We start from the raw sequence: 19,040 nt of genomic DNA, 5'->3' as shown, positions 1-19,040 counted from the left end.
AAAGAAAGGTCCAGTGGACCTTTCGCCGGATCAAAGGGCCGCAGCCCCGGATGTCCGGCACAACTTATCGCCCTATGGGCCACAGACGAGCGGGGGCCGGACGTATGGCCGAGGGAACAACAGGACCAAAGCATGTCGCCATCATTATGGATGGCAACGGACGCTGGGCGCAGATGCGGGGACGGCCTCGCCTGTTGGGGCACCACGCCGGGGCCAAACGTGTGCGCGAAATCGTCGAAGCCTGCCCCGATCAGGGCGTGAAATACCTGACGATCTTTGCCTTTTCGACAGAGAACTGGAAGCGCACCCAGACCGAGGTCGCAGGTCTGATGAAGCTGTTCCGCCGCTACATCCAGCGCGAGGCGCGGGACCTTCTGGCCAACGGGGTGCGGGTCCGGTTTATCGGGGACAGGGTGCGTCTTGATGACAAGCTGGTGTCGCTGATGGACGAACTTGAACTGCTGACCTCACATAACGACACCGTGCATCTGACCGTGGCGATCAATTACGGTGGCCGGGACGAGGTTGCCCGTGCGACCAAACGTCTGGCCTATGATGTGGCGTCGGGCAAATTGTCGCCAAAGGATGTGGGCGACGAGACCCTGCCAAAATATCTTGATACCTATTTTCTGCCCGACCCCGATCTGGTGATCCGCACCAGCGGCGAGGCGCGGATTTCGAATTTTCTGCTGTGGCAATCGGCCTATGCGGAATATGAATTCATCGAAACGCTCTGGCCGGATTTCACCCGTGATGTTTTTGCCGAAGTGCTCGCCGGGTTCCAGACCCGCGACCGCCGGTTCGGCGCGGTGAAGGCCTAATATGGCGGGCAACTGGGAAGACCTGAAGGTTCGCCTTGCGTCCGGTGCGGTTATGGCGGCCATTGGTGTGGCTGCGATCGTTGCAGGCGGCGTCTGGTTCCAGATGCTGGCGGTGTTTGTCACAGCCGTGATGGTCTGGGAATGCTGGATCATGATCCGTGGCGCGGCACCCACATCAGGGATGCTGCTGGCCGCTGCCGTGGCATCCATCCTGTCCGCGCAGGTCTTTGGCGGCACGCAGAATTACGAATTCCTCGCCCTGTTTCTGGTGGTTCCGGTCATCGGCGCGCTGGTCCTGGACCGCGAACGCATCACGTTTTTCATCTTTTCATTGGCCATTCAGATTGCGGGCTACGGGCTGGTGCATTTCCGGATTGATTTCGGGTTCACGTGGTTGATCTGGCTGGTCAGCATCGTCGTTGTGACGGACATCGCGGGCTATTTTGCCGGTAAATCGCTGGGCGGTCCGAAGTTCTGGCCAGCGATCAGCCCCAAAAAGACATGGAGCGGTACCATCGGCGGTTGGATCGGTGCGGCGATCGTGGGCTATATCTTCACGTTGTTCACCCGCGCGGGTCTGTCGATCATCTTGTTGTCTGTGGTCATCAGCTTTGCGGGGCAGATGGGCGACATCGCGGAATCGGCACTGAAACGGCGGCAGGGGGTCAAGGACAGCTCTGCCCTGATCCCCGGTCACGGCGGTTTGTTTGACCGCTTTGATGCGCTTTTGGGCGCATCCTTGTTCATGCTGGCGGTTGCGACCTTCTTCAACGTGCCCGGGGTGGCCTTTTGAGGCGGATCAGCGTTTTCGGGGCGACGGGCAGCATCGGGCAGAACACCCTTGATCTGATCCTTCGCGCGCCGGACGAATTCGATGTGGTTGCCCTGACAGGGGCCCAGAACATCAAACAGCTGGCGCAGGATGCGAAGGCGCTGAAGGCGGATATCGCCGTCACCTCCGACCCCGCCCGTTTGACCGACCTTCGCGACGCGCTTGCGGGGTCCGGGATCGAAGCCGCCGCAGGGGACAACGCGCTGATTGAGGCCGCGGCCCGCCCCGCTGATTGGATCATGTCCGCCATTGTCGGGGCCGCTGGCCTTGCGCCGGGGTTAGAGGCGCTGAAACACGGCACGACTTTGGCGCTGGCCAACAAGGAATCGTTGGTCACTGCTGGCCCGCTCTTGTTGGGGGAGGCCGCGCGCCATGGCGCCACCGTGCTGCCCGTCGACAGTGAACATTCCGCCGTTTTTCAGGCGCTCATCGGCGAAGAGATGGACACCGTCGAACGCGTCATCATCACCGCCAGCGGCGGTGCCTTCCGCGATCATCCGCTGGACGCGTTGGAGGCCGTCACTGTGGCCGAGGCGTCAAGTCATCCAAACTGGGACATGGGCCAACGGATCACCATCGACAGCGCGTCCATGTTTAACAAAGCGATGGAGCTGATTGAAACGAAAGAGTTTTTCGGCGTCAGCCCTGATAAGATCGAGGCGATCATCCACCCCGAAAGTCTGATCCACGCCATGGTTGGATTTAACGACGGGGCGATCATGGCCCACGTGGGCCCGCACGACATGCGCCACGCCATCGGCTTTGCGCTGAACTGGCCCAAACGACGGTCCCTGCCGGTGGAGAGGCTGGATTTGGCCAAGATCGGCCAGCTTAATTTCCGCGCACCGGATTTCGCACGTTACCCGGCCCTTAAAATCGCCCAGACGGTGATGGAAGAGGGGGGCCTGACGGGGGCGGTGTTCAACGCGGCCAAGGAACAGGCGCTGGATGATTTTATCGCCGGACGCTGCGGATTTACCGACATGGCGCGCAAGGTGGATGCCTGTGTTGACGCGATGTTGTCCCGTGAGGGGCTGCAAAATGCCACGATCACCTTAGATAGCGTGCAGGAGGCGGACGCTGCGGCGCGTGCCTTGACCGCTGACATCACCGGAACCGCAAAGGGTTAAGCCTTGGATTTTCTGACAAACCTGATCCCGTCCTTTGGCAATTTCGCCTTCACGCTGGTGTTTTTCGTCATCGCCCTGTCGGTGATCGTGGCGATCCATGAATATGGCCATTACATCGTGGGCCGCTGGTCGGGCATCCATGCGGATGTGTTTTCCATCGGGTTCGGCAAGGTGCTGTATAGCCGGACGGACAAACGCGGCACGGTCTGGCAGATCGCGGCGCTGCCCTTTGGGGGCTACGTGAAGTTTAAGGGGGACGCCAACGCGGCCTCTATGCCCGTGGCCGAAGACGGGCAGGTGGCCTTTGCGCGCGACACGATGCTGGGCGCGCCACTTTGGGCACGCTCTGCCACCGTTGCGGCGGGGCCTGTGTTCAATTTCATCCTGTCGTTCTTTGTTTTTGCAGGGGTCTTGTTGTTTCAAGGCCAGCCCATGACGCCGCTGACCGTGTCCGAAATCCCTGGCTTTCCGGATGAAATCACCCAGGAATTGCAGGTTGGCGACCGCGTCTTGCGGGTCGAAGGCGTGGCGATCAACTACCCTGACGGGTTCGGGGCGGCCGTGGCCGATCTGCCATCCCAGCCCTCGGTCAGCTATGACATTGAACGGGACGGCGACCGTCTGACGGTGCAGGGGCCACAGCCGCAACCGGCCCTGGTGCAATCCATCACGCCACGGTCTGCCGCCGATGACGCGGGGTTGCGCATCAACGATGTGATCGTGCGGATGAACGACACGCCGATCTATCAGTTTGGCGACATGGTCGATGTGGTTGAGGCCGTGGGCGGTGCACCCATCGAAATCGAAGTCTGGCGTGACGGGGAGACGTTTGTCGACACCCTGACCCCGCGTCTGGTTGCCCTGCCGCAACCTGACGGATCCATGCGCGATGAACCGAAGTTGGGCATCGGCAATGGCGGGCTGTTCTTTGAACCGGCCACCACCGATGTCGGTGTGTTTGAAGCCGCGCGTCTGGCGGTCCAGCAGGTCTGGTTCATCATTGTGCAGTCGCTGAACGGGCTCAAACAGATGATTATCGGCAACATCAACACCTGTAACCTGAGCGGGCCGGTGGGCATTGCCGAAACCTCGGGGTCGATGGCCGCACAGGGCACGCTCAGCTTCATCAGCTTTATCGCGGTCCTGTCGACGGCTGTGGGGCTGTTGAACCTGTTCCCAATTCCCATTCTGGACGGCGGGCACCTTGTTTTTCATGCCTATGAGGCTGTGACGGGCAAGATGCCCAGCGACAACGCCTTGCGCATCTTTATGGCGGCGGGGCTGGCGATCATCGGTACGTTGATGCTGTTTGCAATCGGCAACGACCTTCTGTTTTGCCCCTAAGGTTTCACAAGGCCGCCCAGAAGCTGCCACATTTGCCGTTCATTTAACCCTCAGTACGCTTATGCGAGGATTGAACGATGCAGACCATTGCCGCAGGATATCAAGGTGTCAGCCTTCTGGTGAACCTGAATTGGGACCGCCTTTTGTATCTGGCGACCATTGCGGTGGCACTTGGCCTTGGCGCGTTCATCGGGTCCGTCCAGATCAACTGATCCGGCACCTTTCAAATAAGCGATATCCGGCGCGCCCCGCAGTTTGATCTGTTCGGGGCGTTGTTGCTTTTGACAACCCCACGGACCCCCGTTAGACCGGTTGTACTTGGGATGTCGAAACGAGCAAAAAAATGAATAGAATTGCGCAGGCTGCGATCTGGGGTGCAACACGGGTACGGGTTGGGACTTTGGTCGCCTTTATGGGGGCGGCAACAGTCGTGACAGGGGCGTCACCTGCTGTGGCGCAGAATTTCAGCTTTTCGAACGTCGTCGTTGAAGGCAACCAGCGGATCGAGACAGCGACCATTCTGACCTATCTGGGGTTTGGTCGGGGCGAGGCCGTGAGCGCGGGGCAGGTCAATGATGCAGCCCAGGCGATCCGGGCCACGGGCCTGTTTGAAAGCGTCGATGTCCGCCCTCAGGGTGGCACTTTGGTCATCGAGGTCGTGGAATTCCCGACCATCAACCGCATCACCTTCGAAGGCAATTCGCGTGTCCGTGACGCAGAGCTTGCCGCCGTCGTGCGCAGTGAGGCGCGCCGGGTGTACAGCCCCACGCAGGCCGAGGCCGACACCGCCGCCATCACTCAGGTTTACGCCGATCAGGGCCGCATCAACGCCACGGTCTCTCCACGTATCATCCAGCGGTCCGACAATCGTGTCGATCTGATTTTTGAGGTCTTCGAAGGCGGCCTGACCGAGGTGGAGCGTATCAGCTTTGTCGGCAACCGGTCCTTTGGAGAACGTCGTCTGCGCCGCGTGCTCGAAACCAAGCAGGCGGGACTTTTGCGCGCGATCATTGGGCGCGATACCTTTATCGCAGACCGCGTGGCCTTTGATCAGCAAGTGCTGACCGATTTTTACCAGTCCCGCGGATATGTGGATTTTCAGGTCCAGAACGTCGATGTGGCGCTGACCCGCGAACGGGATGCCTATCTGATCACGTTCAACGTTCAGGAAGGCCAGAAGTTCGAATTTGGCAATCTGTCCGTCACATCCGAAATTGCAGGCGCCGATCCTGCGTTGTTTGAGGACGCCCTGCGTTTGCGCACTGGCGTGACCTATTCACCGGCCTTGATCGAACAGGACATCGCCCGGCTGGAACGGCTGGCCCTGCAACAGGGCCTCAATTTTGTGCGCGTCGATCCACGGGTGACACGCAATGACCGCACGCTGACGCTGGATGTGGAATTCGCGCTGGTGAACGGGCCACGGATTTTTGTGGAACGCATTGATATCGAGGGCAACAACACCACGCTGGACCGCGTGATCCGGTCCCGTTTTGACGCGGTGGAGGGGGATCCTTTCAACCCGCGCCAGATCCGGGAAAGTGCCGAACGCATCCGCGCCCTGGGCTATTTTTCGAACGCGAATGTGGATGCCCGTGAGGGGTCCAGCCCCGATCAGGTGGTGATTGATGTGGATGTGGCCGAGGCGCCGACCGGGTCTTTGTCCTTTGGCGGTAACTTTTCGACGGACAGCGGTTTCACGCTTTTGGCGCGGTTCAGCCAGCGCAATTTCCTCGGGCGTGGTCAGGCGCTGAGTTTCAACATTCAGGCCGGTGCGGAAAGCCGTGACATCGGATTTTCGTTCACCGAACCCCGTTTGCTGGGCCGCGATCTGAGCTTTGGCCTTGATGCAAGCTATAAGACCACCGACAACCAGAACGCTCAGTTTGACACGGAAACCGCGCAGTTCCGGCCACGGATCGGGTTCCCTGTGTCCGAAAACGGTCGCCTGACGGTTTTCTATTCCTATGATTACACCGATATTCAGGATGTTGACCCTGACGCGACCGTTGTGTCGCCGTTTATTCAGGCCGACGAAGGGGCCGTGGGCACCAATGCGCTTGGATATTCTTACAGCTATGACACGCGCCGGACGGGCCTGAACCCCAATGCCGGCGTGCTGTTCCGGTTCGGTCAGGAATTTGGCATCGGCGATGCCACATACATCGAGACCACCGCAGAGGTGACAGCGCAGACGCGGGTTCTGAATGAGGAGGTCGTGCTGCGGGCCACGCTGGAAGGCGGGTATCTGTCCTATCAGGATGGCAACAGCCGGATCACCGACCGGTATTTCCTCGGGTCCAGCACCATGCGCGGGTTTGAACCGGCGGGTATCGGCCCGCGGGATATCAACACCGGTGATGCTTTGGGCGGCAATGCCTTTGCGGTTGCACGCCTTGAGGCTGAGTTCCCGCTGGGTCTGCCAGAAGAATACGGCATTTCGGGCGGTGTCTTTCTGGATTACGGGTCTGTTTGGGATACCGGTATCGACAGCTCCGATATCGAGTACAACGACTTCACGCCACGTGCGATTGCCGGTGTGTCGCTGTTCTGGGATACGCCGATCGGGCCACTGCGGTTCAACTGGACAGAACCCTTGGATGTGCAGCCCAACGACAGCACCAAGCAGTTTGACGTGACGATTTCGACAGACTTCTGATGCGTCTTTTGCGGGCATTGGCACTGGGGATCGGCCTGTTGGCCGGTCCCGCCGTCGCGCAAGAGGTTACCCCGCCTGCGGGCACATCGGTCGAGATACAATCGTCGATCCTTGTTGTGGATTTTGACCGGCTGTTTAACGGATCCCTGTTTGGCCAACGGGTGGTGCAGGATTACCGGACCGCGAGTGAGGATCTGGCCGCCGAACAGCGCCGCCTTGCCGAAGCCCTGCGTGCAGAAGAACTCGAACTCGCAGCACAGCGGCCTACCATGGACATCAACATCTTTCGTCAGGAGGCCGAGGCGTTTGACGAAAAGGCGCGCGGCATCCGGCGCGCCCAAGACGCCAAGGTAGAGGCCCTAGAAGAGGAATTGGCACAAGGCCGTACCCAGTTTCTTGAGGCCAGCCGCCCCGTATTAGAGGCCCTTCTGATCGAAAACGGCGCGACCGTACTGATGGAACGGCGCTCTGCACTGTTGTGGTTGCCCGACACCGATATCACCGACGCCGCAATAGCGCGGATCAACGCCACCGTAGGCGATGGGACGACGGGGGACACAAGTGATCCCTAAGGCTTGCCCCACCATCGCGGGCTTGCTAGGCCCTCACAGCAACATCACAGGGACGCCCCAGCGGGCGGTCCACCCGAACGGAGCCTTCTATGTCTGACGTCATCACCACCGCCGATATCCAGTTGATCCAGCGGATCATTCCGCACCGCTATCCGTTCCTGCTGGTGGACAAGGTAATCAACATTGACGGCACGACCTCTGCCACGGGGATCAAGAACGTCACCATGAACGAGCCGCATTTTCAGGGCCATTTTCCGGGCACGCCGATCATGCCCGGCGTGACGATCATCGAGGCCATGGCCCAGACGGCCGCTGTCATGGTCGGAGCCACCATGGGGCTGATGGACAAGAACATGCTCATTTATTTCATGGGGCTGGACGGCTGCAAATTCCGCCGCAAGGTCGTGCCCGGTGACGTTCTGGAAATGAAGGTCGAGACAGTGCGCGGCAAACCGGGCGGTAAGGTCTGGAAGTTCAAGGGCGTCGCCACCGTCGAAGGCGACATGGCCGCCGAGGGTGAATTCACTGCCATGATGGATTTACAGGGCTAGACCATGGCAATTCACCCCTCCGCCATCATCGAAGACGGCGCCACTTTGGGGGCGGATGTCACCGTGGGCCCGTTTTGTGTGGTCGGGTCGCAAGTGACCTTGGGCGACGGGGTGGAGCTGAAATCCCACGTGGTCGTGACAGGCCACACATCGGTGGGTGAAGGGACGGTTGTCTATCCTTTCTGCGTATTGGGCGAAGTGCCCCAAGACGTGAAATTCAAAGGTGAGGCCGCGCGCCTTGAAATCGGTGCGCGCAACCGCATCCGCGAACACGTGACCATGAACACCGGCACCGAAGGCGGTGGCGGCGTGACCCGCGTGGGCGACGACGGATTCTTTCTGGCCGGCTGCCACGTGGCCCATGACGCGCAGGTCGGCAACGGGGTGATCATCGTCAATCAATCCGCCGTCGCAGGCCATTGCATCATCGAAGATGACGTCATCATCGGCGGCCTCTGCGGCATTCACCAGTTTGTCCGCATCGGGCGCGGGGCCATCATCGGTGCGCTGTCCATGGTGACAAATGATGTTGTGCCCTATGGCTTGGTGCAGGGACCGCGGGGCGAACTGGATGGTCTGAACCTTGTGGGTCTGAAACGGCGCGGTGTGGCGCGGGCCGATATCACCGCGCTGCGGGTTGCGTTCCAGACCCTCAAAGACGGGGAGGGGTCGTTCATGGAACGCGCCCGCCGGTTGGGGGAGGAGACCGACAGCGCGTACGTCAGCCAAATGGTCGAGTTTATCCTTGGCGACAGCGACCGACAGTTCCTGACGCCGCGATGACGATCGCCCTGATCGCAGGCACAGGCGGGGTACCGCCCGTTGTGGCCCGCGCCTTGATTGATCAGGGGCGCGTCCCCGTGATTTGCGAGATGATGGGCTACCCGAGCGAGGTTGAGGGCGATCTTCTGCGCGTCCCCTTCCGGCTGGAAACCCTCGGGACATTGCTGGACAGGTTGACGGCGCTGAATGTGTCCGAGGTCTGCATGGTCGGCGCGGTCCGCAGGCCGACCGTTGACCCAACGGCCATTGATGCGGCCACGGCCCCCCTTGTGCCGCAACTGACAGAGGCGATGGCCAAGGGCGACGACGGGACCTTGCGCGCCATCATTTCGCTGTTCGAGGCGCGCGGTTTCACGGTCGTCGGGGCGCATCAGATTGCCCCCGCATTGATGCCGTCCGCAGGGGTATTGACCAAAGTCATGCCGCCGGATCTGACAGTGGACCTTGCGATTGCGACCACAACGCTGGCGGAAATGGGACAGGCCGATCTCGGACAGGCGATGATCGTCAACAATGGGCAGATCATTGCGCGCGAAGACGCACGCGGAACCGACGCGCTGCTGTCGGATTTCTGCCCCGATCCTGCACGAGACACCACTGCCACGGACCCGTTTTCGGCGGTGCTGGACGGGGCCGCCGGACTGGTCGCGGGGGCTGCGGACTGGTTGTCGGGGCGGGACCACGATGACCCGCACAGCCCGGCTGTCGGAGGCTTTTTGTTCAAAGGCCCCAAACCGGGCCAGTCGCTGTTGGCGGATATGCCGACCATCGGGCCCTCCACATCGGAACGGGCGGTCCGCGCGGGTCTGGCGGGACTTGTGGTGCAGGAAGGCGGGGTCATGATCCTTGATCAGGCGCGGGTGGTCGATATTCTTGACCGGCACGGCCTGTACCTGTGGGTGACCCCGTGAAGGTCTTTGTCATCGCCGGCGAGCCTTCGGGCGACAGACTGGGGGCCGCCTTGATGGAGGGGCTGCGCCATGAAGCCCCCTCAGTCACGTTTGATGGCATCGGCGGGCCCTTGATGCAGGGGCAGGGGTTGGACAGCCTCTTTGCGATGGAAGAACTGTCGCTGATGGGGATCGCGGAAATCCTGCCCAAGTACCGCCACCTTAAACGCCGCATCCGCCAGACAGCTGAGGCGGTGATCGCGGCACAGCCCGAGGTTCTCATCACCATCGACAGCCCCGATTTCTGCCTGCGTGTGGCGCGGCTCGTCAAGGCAGGGTCCAATATCCGCACGGTCCATTATGTGGCACCAACCGTCTGGGCGTGGCGCGCGGGGCGGGCGGCCAAGATGGCGCAGGTGATCGACCACGTGCTGGCGCTTTTTCCGTTCGAGCCGCCGCTGATGGAGGCCGCAGGCATGGCCTGCGATTTTGTCGGCCATCCCGTTGCCACCGAGCCGCCGGTGTCACGGTCCGAAAAGGACGCCCTCGGGTTGGACGGTCCGGTGATGGTCGTCTTGCCGGGGTCGCGCCGGTCCGAGGTTGAACGCCTGTCCGACACGTTTGTCAAAGCCGTCCAAACCGCACAACTGCCACATCAGATCGTCATCCCGACGCTGCCCCATCTGGCCCCCCGCGTACGGGAGGTGTTCGCGCCTTTGGACCCTGTGTTGATCGGTCTGGAAGAGGACGCCAAAGCCGCCGCGCGCCAGCGCCTTGTGGCCATGGCGCGGGCTGATCTGGCCTTGGCGGCGTCGGGCACCGTATCGCTGGAACTGGCCGCCGCACGCACACCCATGGTCATCGCCTACGACATGAACTGGATCAGCCGACAGATCATCAGCCGGATGTTGTTGACGGACACCGTGACGCTGGTCAATCTGGTCAGCGAAACACGGATCGTGCCGGAATTCATCGGCAAGGATTGCCAGCCGCCCCTGATTGCTCAGGCCCTTCGCGATGTCGCTGCCGCCCCGCAGGCACAGCTGTCCGCGCTTGATCTGACAATGACGCGGCTGGGGCAGGGCGGTGATGCGCCCGGCCTGCGCGCCGCCCGTGCCGTTCTGGCGCGACTGCCCTGAAAGGAACCGCCCATGCCCGCCCCGATCAATGTGCTGAAAGACAAGCTTCTGCGGGGGGAGATGCAGTCAGGTCTGTGGCTGACGCTGGCCTCGGCAACGGTGGCCGAAATTGCCGGTCGGTCGGGAATGGACTGGTGTTTGATTGATGGGGAGCACGGGCCCAACACGCTTCAGACCATCGCGGCCCAACTTCAGGCCTTGGCCGGAACCCCCGCCCAGCCCGTGGTGCGCGTGCCTATGGGTGAAGACTGGATGCTCAAACAGGTGCTTGATCTGGGTGTGCAGACGGTGGTCGTGCCCATGGTGAACACCGGCGAACAGGCCGCCCAGGTGGCCGCCGCCGTGCGCTATCCGGGGCAGGGCACGCGCGGGATGGGGGCGGCCCTCGCGCGTGCCTCGCGCTACGGCGAAATCGTGGACTACGTGAGCAGCGCCAACGACCAGATCTGTCTGTTTGTGCAGGTCGAAAGTGCCGAGGCCGTTGCCAATATTGACGCAATCGCCGCGACCCCAGGCGTTGATGGGATCTTCGTAGGCCCCGCTGATCTCAGCGCGGATATGGGCTTTGTCGGGCAGCCCGACGCACCCGAGGTCCGCGCCGCCATAGATCACGTTTATGCCCGCACACAGGCGGCAGGCAAAATCATCGGGACAATCTCGTTTGATGAGAGTGATTTTGCGGTACAGGCCGAAAAGGGTGTGCGGTTCTTGGGGCTGGGCGGGGATGCGATGATCCTGTCTGGCGCGCTTCGGACCCTTGCGGGTAAGGCGCCCTAGGTTCTCTGGTTCTCAAATACCTCCGCCGGAGGCCCCAAAATTCGGCGAATTTTGGCAGCGCCCTAATAGGGCGCGTCTTCCAACACGCCATCGGCCGACATCTGCTGGTACAGCAGCCCTTCGCGCAACCCCCGATCCGCAACGGACAACCGATCCGTCGGCCAAAGCCGCATCAAGGTCTGCAAAATCGCAGCCCCCGACATGATCAGCGCTTGGCGGTCCTTGCCGATCCGCGGATCGGCACGGCGGCCGGCCTCACCCAGTTTCAGATAGCCCTGAATGACGGTGTCGATCTGATCGGATGTCATCCGCAGCCCGTCTACCTTCGTGCGGTCATAACGCCGCAGCCCCAAATGGCTGGCGGCCACGGTCGTGACCGTGCCGGAGGTGCCAACGATCTGGAACCCCTCGCGTTCCTGCTCCGACGTGCTTGGGGCGAATTTTTCAAGGTTCTCTTCAAAAAACCAGGACATCAGGGCAAATCGCGCACTGTCGTCTTCCACATCGGCGAACTGGTCGCGCAGGGTAGCCACCCCCAGCGGCACAGAAATCCAGTCCACAACTTTGGCAGCAGCAAACGGGCCCGGGTCCTGCCGGAACCCGGAATGGAGCCGCATGATCGCGCGCGGGCGTTCGCGCGGGGGCACTTTTGTCAGGTCAATCCACACCAGTTCGGTCGAGCCGCCGCCGATGTCCACGACCAGCAACTGATCGGACTTTGTGCTGACCAAGGGGGCACAGGAAATCACGGCCAGCCGCGCTTCTTCCTCGGGCTCGATAATCTCGAGGGTCAGGCCGGTTTCACGTTTGACCGATGCAATAAAATGTTCGGCGTTGCGCGCGCGCCTGCAGGCTTCGGTCGCCACCAGACGCATGCGTTCCACCTTGTGACGCTGCAATTTCTGACGGCACACGCGCATGGCATTGATCGTCCGCGCCATCGAGGCGCGGCTGAGTTTACCAGTCTGTTCCAGACCCTGCCCAAGCTGGACGGATTTGGAAAAGCTGTCGACCACGTGAAACTGGCTGCCCTTGGGTTGGGCAATCAGCATGCGGCAACTGTTCGTACCCAGATCGAGGGCGGCATAAAGCGCCTCGGTGCTGGGCGGTTTCGGCACGGGGTGCTCTACCGGCTTTGGGAACGCGCCCGCACCATCGGGACGCTTGGGCGCCATTGGTCACGCCCTCCATTTTCGAGTTACCCCCAAGGTAAGCACCGTGGCGCGTTCACGCAAGCGTTGTGATAAGCCTCATGATGGTGTTGCAGCTTTTGGGGGGCCTGTTTGCGGTGAGGGGTCGCCAAAAGCATCGTCCATGTCGAAAATGGGACGTATATTCACGGTGCCCGTGATTAGGTGGGCGAAACGCGAGTGAAAGAGGCAGAGAATCAAATGGCAGAGGTCACAGTCGTCTACTGGCGCGATATTCCTGCGCAGGTCATCGTGGGCAAGGGGCGGCGGGGCGTCAAAAAGCAGCTGAGTGAACGGTTCGAACAGGCCATTGACCGTGCTGCCATGAAGTCCGGCGCGGCGGAAACCGACGATTACCTTGCCGAATGGCGCAAGGCCCCGCCCTATGTCGTGGACGGCACGGACGCGGAGGCGGTGGAGGCTGTCGCTGCCCAGTTGGAGGCGGATTACGACAAAGACCGGCTTATGGCACTGATCAACAACGACGGCCGCGCGTGAGCGGCAAAATCACCACATTGAAGGAGGCTGTCATGGGGCTGTTGAATTTCGGCAAGACACAAACACCGGCGGATGCTGGCACCAACCCGCAGCTTGAGGCGTTTCTGGATGGCTATTCCATCGAAGTCATGCCGCGCACCGCCGAGAAAGTCGAAGATTTCACAGCGCTTTTGCCCAAAGGCACCCGTGTTTATATCGCCCACATCGAGGGCACCCCGATTGAGGACATGGTGCGCACGGCCAAGCGGCTGGCGGACGACGGCTATCCGGTAATGCCGCATTTTCCCGCGCGCATCATCAAGGACCGCGCGACGCTGGACAACTGGATTGCGATGTACCGGGGGGAGGCCGGTGTGGATCAGGCGTTGCTTCTGGCCGGTGGCGTGAACCAGCCCCACGGCGATTTTGACTCGTCCATGCAGCTGCTGGAAAGCGGCGCCTTCGGGGCATTCAAGCGGCTTCATGTGGCCGGTCATCCTGAAGGCAACAAAGACATCGACCCCGATGGCGGCTCTGCGAATGTGGATGATGCCTTGCGCTGGAAGCAGCGGTTTTCCGAAACCACCGATGCCGACATGGCCCTCGCTACGCAATTCGCCTTTGAGGCAGGGCCGATCATCGAATGGGCCGACAGTTTGAAGGCTGCGGGTATCACGCTGCCTATTCACATTGGCATTGCAGGTCCGGCGAAACTGCAAACGATGATCAAGTTTGCCATCGCCTGCGGGGTGGGCCCGTCCCTTCGTGTGCTGCAGCGGCGTGCCAAGGATGTGACCAAGCTGCTGTTGCCATTCGAACCCACCGAGGTGTTGACCGATCTGGCGGCGCACAAGGCCGCCAACCCTGACAGCAATATCGAACAGGTGCATTTCTTCCCGCTGGGCGGCATCAAGACCAATGCGAATTGGGCGATTGAACACGGTGGCGCGTCCGCCGTGCCAGCGGCGGCAGGCGGCTAGATACGGATTTTGCGCCGGTGCGGATCACCCGCTCCGGTGCGGTGGTTGGGCCAAGATGCCTGAGAAGGTTCGGGTTCCGGGCAAGGCGCGGGGCCGGGTCGTCCTTGCCAAACGGAGTGTTGTGAAATCGCGACAATGTCCGCATTCTTGGTGCAGCGAGCGGGGGACTGGACTTGGAAAAGATGACAGGATTGGCGGCAGGTCACGATCTGTGCATTCTAAGTATCAATCCGGTCGTGGGATGGATCGACGAATTCGTGTCGCCCCATGATCTGGCCCAGATCGAGGCCGCGCTGGCGCAGGTGACAACGCAGCCTGCACTGATCACGAGCGAGGACGGCCCTGTCGTCGATGAAAAGCGGGTCGCGCAGAGTTACAGGATCCCGGGCGGATCTATCCCTGTGGTTGATAGCGTCTTAAAGCAAATCGCGGCACTGCTGAATCTGAAACCGGCACAATGTGAATCGCCCGAACTGATCTCCTACGACGCTGGCGGAGAATTCAAACTGCATTTTGACGGAGCTTTGTCGGGGGTTATGCCGGAATATGCCGGAACGAACTGTCCGCCGAGCCAGCGTATATTTACAGCTGTGTTGTATCTGAACGAAGATTTTACGGGCGGCACAACCGAATTTCCGCGGCTTGATGTTGAAATCCAGCCAAAGAAAGGTCGTGTGCTGTTCTGGCAGAACACAAAACCCGGCACGACGAACGTCCATCCCTTCAGTATGCATCAGGGTTGTCCGGTGTTTGAGGGCAACAAACGGATCATCAGTTTCTGGTTTCGCGACCGACCGCATTTGCCCGCCGAGGGCCGTTCGGACAGCTGACATCTTTTTCGGAAAACAGGGGTTTATCGTCCAACCCAGCGACAGGACAGCGAAAAGTCGCGTCTGATCTTCTTGCGGGTTTTCGAACCAAGCGGTGAAACCTGCACCGGCAATAGACCGCCGGGGCAGATTTGAACTGTATCGTGGTTTATTACTTTTTTGATGTCGGGGACAACGGTTCGGACATGCCGATTTTGGCTGTCCGTGCGGCGTCGGACCCTTTGAGGACGAGAAGTTTTGAAATGTCGAATGTCATGATGAGACCCATTCTAAAATTTGAAGAAACGTAAGCGCTTAGCATTCACGTTAATAAATAGTTAACGGCGAGAGGCAGACCTGTCCATTTCAATTCAAGATTAAGGACAGAATCGCCGGTTTGCTGGCAAATACCGGCTCTCAGTTTCTGACCGGTGAATTATCTACCGGCTCCGGGGCACTGATTTTGGCCGTCCGTGCGGCCTCCGATCCTCTAAGAACGAGGAGTTTTGAGCGATCAAATTTCATGGTGAACCTTCTTGAATGAATAATAAATGCGGGCATAAAGACGCGAAAATTCGAATGATAAAAAGTTAATGTGTTGAGGCGTCTTTGTCCATTGTCGACGGTGTAGCCAGTCTCGCAAGCTTTCCAAGGGGGGCGCCGTGTGCAACGGTGCGGCTTATCCCGTCAACAAGATATGGATGGACCCCGCTATGTCCGGTTTCGACCCATTACTGGCACAACAAAAGCTGATGGGGCCATGGTGCGGTCGTCCGCTGGACGATCTGGGCGTGCTGCGCGTTCTAAACGAAACCGGATCCAAGCCTCCGTTGTTCTGGATTTGCAATGCGGGCCATGAGCCAAAAACCCTTGCCGAAACATTGGGGGACGACCAGCCCTTGGTGTTTTCCCGCTCCGCGCATCTGATTGTCCCGCCGGATCAAGACCAGCAGCCCACGCGCGACACCCTGACCCGATATCTGGCGCGCGAGGTGGTGCGCAACTTTGACGGGGGGGCGTTTGACATCGGCACCAGTTGTCAGGGCGCGTCAATGGTTATGAACCTTGCGCGAATTTTGCCTTCACAGGGGGTGCAGGTTCACCACCTTTGCCTGATCAACTGCGCCATACCGCCCGTTGAAACGCACCGCCCCGCATTGCTGATCTATGGCGATCAAGACGTCGCACATGACCCGTTTTCCACCGATCCTGCCGCGGCCAAAGCGCGGGCGGTTGCTGCATATTCGCGGTATCGTCGCGTGGTCCTTCCGGTTGGCCACGGACAGTTTTACAGCCCTGCGATCCTTCCGGATATCCTGTCTCAGTTTGCCGGATTCAGGGATGCGCCGGTGTCGGACAGGTCTGTGATGGCCGAGGCCAGTTCGCCGACCGTCGGGTGATGCAAAAGCATGGACGGGTGCACATCGAGGCCCGTCTTTTCGCTGAGGTACAGGCACAGATTGACCAGCGTCAGGGAATCCCCGCCAAGGTCGAAAAAGTCGCTGTCCGTGTCGATCCCCTCATCGGGGTATCCGGCTTTGAATGCGTTCAATACGTGGACAAGGCTTTCGTCATAGGTCAACAAATCCGGCCTCCTTTACGGTCGACATCCTTTTCAATTCTGCCAGCGCGATTTTGTCGGACATGGTGCGTGGCAGGCGCTGTGTGACCAAAATCCGGTCGGGTCGCCGGAACGAAGCCAGCGAAGACCTGATCGTGTTTTTGAGTGTATCGCCGTCTGCGCGGGCCTCAACGGCCAAAAAGACCAGATCGTCCAGCGATCCGTCTGCCAGCGCCGAAAAGGCAATGCAATCGCGGACGCCTTCGATGTTCTTCACGTCTGTTTCCAGTTCGGTCAGGCTGATGTTGACAGATTTACGGGTCACAATCTGATCGGACCGGCCAGCGATAAACAGAAAACCGTCGTCGTCCTGCCATCCCAGATCGCCGGTATCCACAAGGATCGCATCGCCCATCAGGTTCGATTTGGCGTATATCCGACCGACCTGTCCGGCGGCGCAGGCCGCCCCGGTGTCATCTTCGATCTTCACGGTGATCTGCGGAAACGGCCTGCCAACGGACCGTGGTTTTGCCTCAATATCGGGGCCGGACAGCACAGACACCGCACCCACCCCGGACATGGAATACAAATTGCGCACGTGGGGGGTGAGCTTTTGGTAAGCACGGACAAGATCATCGGGGGAAATCGGCCCGCCGATCGACGACAGACGTGTGATATGGGGATAGGCACAGCCGTCAGCTGAGGCGCACCTTTCGCTGTGAAACGCGAGCAGGTCAGTGATGACCACTGGCGGCAGGCCGACAAATTCGATGTCCGGTCTGGACAGGGCGGCGTGCAGATCGGATGTCCGGTAAAGCAACGGCAGACTGATCATGAACGTGCCGTACACAAAAGCCTTAACCCAGTGCATCAGAATGGCCCCGAAGGCGAGGCTTCCGACGCTGACCGACGGGGGCAGGACCGGAAGATCCAGCACTGCGCCCGAGGCGCGAAGCCCCTGCAAAACGGACCGATGTGATTTTCTGCGATACCGCGGAAGGCCGGTTGTCCCTGATGAGGACAGGATCAAGGCGTCACTGTCGCCCGAAGCGTCGGAGAAGGTCATCTCGGTGCCAAGCGGGGCGATCTCTACGCGCGGGGGGATCAGCGTCATCCCACCGCGCCGCGCGAAACTTTTGGAATCCGTGAATACGATATCAAGACCGGCTTTGTCCTGCGCGGCCTGAAGTTCGCCAATGGTCTGTCTGCAGTCAAGACAAAGAACCACGGCCCCGCAGGCCCAAAGCGCGATCACGGCTTCAAAGGTCCGAAGGCGATCGACCGCGACGATCCCGACACTTGCGCCAGGGCCCACGCCGTGCGCCCTGAAAAAATCGGCCAAAGCATGGGCCGAGGTCATGATCTGGCCGCGCGTATAGCGTTGGCCGTCCTGTTCGATGCTGACAGCATCGGGGTTCTGTCGCGCCTGATCGGCTATGATTGCGCCGATGTTATGATTGTCAGATTGCATTGACGGCTGCTCTGGCATCGGCAAACAGGCGCGCGCCAAGGTCTGTCAGCTGTGCATGGTCCGCGACTGTTTTCTCGCAATCCCGAAATGCCGTGACCGCGCGGGATTGATGGATGCGCAAATCGTCCGCCCAGGGCAATGTGTCGGCTGAGGTCAGCACATCCTGCGCAGCGGCTGCCATTCTGGCCGAAACCCAAAGGGCATGAAATATCCCCTCCATCGGGCGCGGTTGCCTGCGCAGTGGGGACGCATAAGCGGCATCGGCGTCGTTCAGGACCACCGGATCGTCAAGGTGGAACAAAAACATCTGCTGATGCGAACTTTCGTGGACCAGCGCCATCATCACGGTCGCCGCGTCATGGAACCCCAGCGGGTTCATCAAAATTGCCCCGAAGGCATCGAAAACTGCGGCCCCGCCGAATTTCTGGTCGCTCTCGCTGTCCGACACGGCCAGATAAATGTCGGTGGCAAGCAACTGCATTTCTTCAACCCACGGACCGGACGCCTGCGCCAGACCGTCCAACGCGTCCTTTATCTGGGCCTTGGCCCGATCAACATCGTCCGCTGCGGGGGGGTGCAGGGTGGTTGTCAGCCCCACGTCATCGGCAAAGACACGGCCCAGCAGGGTCATGTCATCCGGATGCATGGCGCTGTCGCTGAAGGCGGTGACGGTAAAGGGCGGCGTCGGGGCGGACGGTCTGGCCCTGAGGTCTTCCAAAATACGGTAAAGGTCCGGAAGGCGGGCAGGGTCGCCGTCCATCGCGGTTTTGACCAAGGCTGCGTGAAGCGCGAAGACGACCGGGTCTGGAAAACCGTCCCTTTCGGTCAAAGAGGTCAGTTCGGCCCGCGACACCGGGGCAGGGACGTGCCCGTCAAAAACATCAAAAACGAGATGGTCTAGCGATACCGCAAGCTTGGCGCGCACGGCATCGCGGGTCTGTCTTACATAATCAGGGTTCGGAGAAATATAGGTCTGCACGAAAGGTCCACTTATAGGTCATCGCGGGGTGATCAGGGCCAACGGCGGCCTTCGCAACCGGCGTAAGGATATATC

Annotated in this window: 20 protein-coding genes; 16 read left to right on the top strand and 4 right to left on the bottom strand. The window is 60.4% G+C overall.

Annotation, left to right across the window (positions count from 1 at the left end; translation table 11 throughout):
• The first annotated feature begins 104 nt into the window (after positions 1 to 104).
• The 12 genes from uppS to QZ653_RS10560 all read left to right on the top strand — a co-directional run bounded on the left by uppS (position 105) and on the right by QZ653_RS10560 (position 11,498).
• Entirely contained in the window at positions 105 to 821 is a 717-nt protein-coding gene (gene uppS, locus QZ653_RS10615) for a polyprenyl diphosphate synthase (protein ID WP_296420045.1), read from the top strand.
• A 1-nt stretch (position 822) separates the two neighbouring features.
• Positions 823 to 1,614, top strand: coding sequence for a phosphatidate cytidylyltransferase (locus QZ653_RS10610; protein ID WP_296420040.1), 792 nt, complete (start codon positions 823 to 825; stop codon positions 1,612 to 1,614).
• Positions 1,611 to 2,783, top strand: a complete 1,173-nt coding sequence (gene dxr, locus QZ653_RS10605; protein ID WP_296420039.1) for a 1-deoxy-D-xylulose-5-phosphate reductoisomerase — start codon at positions 1,611 to 1,613, stop codon at positions 2,781 to 2,783. The genes QZ653_RS10610 and dxr overlap by 4 nt, the downstream gene beginning before the upstream one ends.
• 3 nt (positions 2,784 to 2,786) lie before the next feature.
• Positions 2,787 to 4,127, top strand: a complete 1,341-nt coding sequence (rseP, locus tag QZ653_RS10600; protein ID WP_296420038.1) for an RIP metalloprotease RseP — start codon at positions 2,787 to 2,789, stop codon at positions 4,125 to 4,127.
• A 77-nt stretch (positions 4,128 to 4,204) separates the two neighbouring features.
• Positions 4,205 to 4,339, top strand: coding sequence for a hypothetical protein (locus QZ653_RS10595; RefSeq protein ID WP_296420037.1), 135 nt, complete (start codon positions 4,205 to 4,207; stop codon positions 4,337 to 4,339).
• Between the two features lie 131 nt (positions 4,340 to 4,470).
• The gene (gene bamA / locus QZ653_RS10590) at positions 4,471 to 6,786 is read left to right on the top strand and encodes an outer membrane protein assembly factor BamA (RefSeq protein ID WP_412766008.1); all 2,316 of its coding nucleotides are present in this window, start codon (positions 4,471 to 4,473) and stop codon (positions 6,784 to 6,786) included.
• On the top strand, positions 6,786 to 7,358 hold the full coding sequence (locus QZ653_RS10585) for an OmpH family outer membrane protein (protein ID WP_296420036.1): 573 nt from the start codon (positions 6,786 to 6,788) through the stop codon (positions 7,356 to 7,358). Before bamA ends, QZ653_RS10585 begins: the two co-directional genes overlap by 1 nt.
• Positions 7,359 to 7,447: 89 nt before the next feature.
• Positions 7,448 to 7,909, top strand: coding sequence for a 3-hydroxyacyl-ACP dehydratase FabZ (gene fabZ / locus QZ653_RS10580; RefSeq protein ID WP_296420035.1), 462 nt, complete (start codon positions 7,448 to 7,450; stop codon positions 7,907 to 7,909).
• A gap of 3 nt (positions 7,910 to 7,912) precedes the next feature.
• Positions 7,913 to 8,692, top strand: coding sequence for an acyl-ACP--UDP-N-acetylglucosamine O-acyltransferase (gene lpxA / locus QZ653_RS10575; RefSeq protein WP_296420034.1), 780 nt, complete (start codon positions 7,913 to 7,915; stop codon positions 8,690 to 8,692).
• A complete protein-coding gene (locus tag QZ653_RS10570; RefSeq protein WP_296420032.1) occupies positions 8,689 to 9,603 on the top strand; it encodes an LpxI family protein in 915 nt (304 codons plus the stop codon). Before lpxA ends, QZ653_RS10570 begins: the two co-directional genes overlap by 4 nt.
• Complete coding sequence (lpxB, locus tag QZ653_RS10565) at positions 9,600 to 10,721, top strand: lipid-A-disaccharide synthase (RefSeq protein ID WP_296420031.1); 1,122 nt, start codon at positions 9,600 to 9,602, stop codon at positions 10,719 to 10,721. The genes QZ653_RS10570 and lpxB overlap by 4 nt, the downstream gene beginning before the upstream one ends.
• Positions 10,722 to 10,733: 12 nt before the next feature.
• Positions 10,734 to 11,498: an HpcH/HpaI aldolase family protein gene (locus tag QZ653_RS10560; protein ID WP_296420030.1), complete on the top strand. Its 765-nt coding sequence runs from the start codon at positions 10,734 to 10,736 to the stop codon at positions 11,496 to 11,498.
• A gap of 62 nt (positions 11,499 to 11,560) precedes the next feature.
• On the opposite strand, the gene QZ653_RS10555 is transcribed toward QZ653_RS10560, so the two are convergent.
• Positions 11,561 to 12,673, bottom strand: coding sequence for a Ppx/GppA phosphatase family protein (locus tag QZ653_RS10555; RefSeq protein WP_296420029.1), 1,113 nt, complete (start codon positions 12,671 to 12,673; stop codon positions 11,561 to 11,563).
• A gap of 216 nt (positions 12,674 to 12,889) precedes the next feature.
• On the opposite strand from QZ653_RS10555, the gene QZ653_RS10550 reads away from it, so the two are divergent.
• The 4 genes from QZ653_RS10550 (at position 12,890) to QZ653_RS10535 (ending at position 16,354) form a co-directional block, all read left to right on the top strand.
• Positions 12,890 to 13,186, top strand: a complete 297-nt coding sequence (locus QZ653_RS10550) for a virulence factor (protein ID WP_296420028.1) — start codon at positions 12,890 to 12,892, stop codon at positions 13,184 to 13,186.
• A gap of 32 nt (positions 13,187 to 13,218) precedes the next feature.
• Positions 13,219 to 14,145 carry a methylenetetrahydrofolate reductase gene (locus QZ653_RS10545; RefSeq protein ID WP_296420043.1) on the top strand — a complete coding sequence of 309 codons (927 nt, stop codon included), beginning with the start codon at positions 13,219 to 13,221 and terminating at the stop codon, positions 14,143 to 14,145.
• Positions 14,146 to 14,327: 182 nt separating this feature from the next.
• Positions 14,328 to 14,975 (top strand): prolyl hydroxylase family protein, encoded by a 648-nt coding sequence (locus QZ653_RS10540; RefSeq protein ID WP_296420042.1) that lies wholly within the window; start codon positions 14,328 to 14,330, stop codon positions 14,973 to 14,975.
• Between the two features lie 692 nt (positions 14,976 to 15,667).
• On the top strand, positions 15,668 to 16,354 hold the full coding sequence (locus QZ653_RS10535) for a hypothetical protein (RefSeq protein ID WP_296420027.1): 687 nt from the start codon (positions 15,668 to 15,670) through the stop codon (positions 16,352 to 16,354).
• Here the strand turns inward: QZ653_RS10535 and QZ653_RS10530 are convergent.
• Genes QZ653_RS10530 through QZ653_RS10520 form a run of 3 tightly spaced genes read right to left on the bottom strand, consistent with a single transcriptional unit; the run spans position 16,276 to position 18,965 of the window.
• Positions 16,276 to 16,539: an acyl carrier protein gene (locus QZ653_RS10530; RefSeq protein ID WP_296420026.1), complete on the bottom strand. Its 264-nt coding sequence runs from the start codon at positions 16,537 to 16,539 to the stop codon at positions 16,276 to 16,278. The two genes, QZ653_RS10535 and QZ653_RS10530, sit on opposite strands and share 79 nt — an antisense overlap.
• Positions 16,526 to 17,986 carry a class I adenylate-forming enzyme family protein gene (locus tag QZ653_RS10525; RefSeq protein WP_296420025.1) on the bottom strand — a complete coding sequence of 487 codons (1,461 nt, stop codon included), beginning with the start codon at positions 17,984 to 17,986 and terminating at the stop codon, positions 16,526 to 16,528. The genes QZ653_RS10530 and QZ653_RS10525 overlap by 14 nt, the downstream gene beginning before the upstream one ends.
• Positions 17,976 to 18,965, bottom strand: a complete 990-nt coding sequence (locus QZ653_RS10520; RefSeq protein ID WP_296420024.1) for an aKG-HExxH-type peptide beta-hydroxylase — start codon at positions 18,963 to 18,965, stop codon at positions 17,976 to 17,978. Before QZ653_RS10520 ends, QZ653_RS10525 begins: the two co-directional genes overlap by 11 nt.
• Positions 18,966 to 19,040 lie beyond the last annotated feature (75 nt).

Source organism: Pseudooctadecabacter sp., assembly GCF_020627745.1.
Lineage (GTDB): Bacteria > Pseudomonadota > Alphaproteobacteria > Rhodobacterales > Rhodobacteraceae > Octadecabacter.
This window is presented reverse-complemented; position numbering and strand designations above follow the sequence as displayed.

Excerpts from the sequence above, each read along its gene's own strand:
- QZ653_RS10535 (WP_296420027.1), top strand. The coding sequence starts at position 15,668 with ATGTCCGGTTTCGACCCATTACTGGCACAACAAAAGCTGATGGGGCCA.
- QZ653_RS10585 (WP_296420036.1), top strand. The coding sequence starts at position 6,786 with ATGCGTCTTTTGCGGGCATTGGCACTGGGGATCGGCCTGTTGGCCGGT.
- QZ653_RS10570 (WP_296420032.1), top strand. The coding sequence starts at position 8,689 with ATGACGATCGCCCTGATCGCAGGCACAGGCGGGGTACCGCCCGTTGTG.
- bamA (WP_412766008.1), top strand. The coding sequence starts at position 4,471 with ATGAATAGAATTGCGCAGGCTGCGATCTGGGGTGCAACACGGGTACGG.
- QZ653_RS10610 (WP_296420040.1), top strand. The coding sequence starts at position 823 with ATGGCGGGCAACTGGGAAGACCTGAAGGTTCGCCTTGCGTCCGGTGCG.
- QZ653_RS10550 (WP_296420028.1), top strand. The coding sequence starts at position 12,890 with ATGGCAGAGGTCACAGTCGTCTACTGGCGCGATATTCCTGCGCAGGTC.
- QZ653_RS10540 (WP_296420042.1), top strand. The coding sequence starts at position 14,328 with ATGACAGGATTGGCGGCAGGTCACGATCTGTGCATTCTAAGTATCAAT.
- QZ653_RS10595 (WP_296420037.1), top strand. The coding sequence starts at position 4,205 with ATGCAGACCATTGCCGCAGGATATCAAGGTGTCAGCCTTCTGGTGAAC.
- QZ653_RS10555 (WP_296420029.1), bottom strand. The coding sequence starts at position 12,673 with ATGGCGCCCAAGCGTCCCGATGGTGCGGGCGCGTTCCCAAAGCCGGTA.
- fabZ (WP_296420035.1), top strand. The coding sequence starts at position 7,448 with ATGTCTGACGTCATCACCACCGCCGATATCCAGTTGATCCAGCGGATC.
- QZ653_RS10545 (WP_296420043.1), top strand. The coding sequence starts at position 13,219 with ATGGGGCTGTTGAATTTCGGCAAGACACAAACACCGGCGGATGCTGGC.
- uppS (WP_296420045.1), top strand. The coding sequence starts at position 105 with ATGGCCGAGGGAACAACAGGACCAAAGCATGTCGCCATCATTATGGAT.
- QZ653_RS10525 (WP_296420025.1), bottom strand. The coding sequence starts at position 17,986 with ATGCAATCTGACAATCATAACATCGGCGCAATCATAGCCGATCAGGCG.
- QZ653_RS10560 (WP_296420030.1), top strand. The coding sequence starts at position 10,734 with ATGCCCGCCCCGATCAATGTGCTGAAAGACAAGCTTCTGCGGGGGGAG.
- lpxA (WP_296420034.1), top strand. The coding sequence starts at position 7,913 with ATGGCAATTCACCCCTCCGCCATCATCGAAGACGGCGCCACTTTGGGG.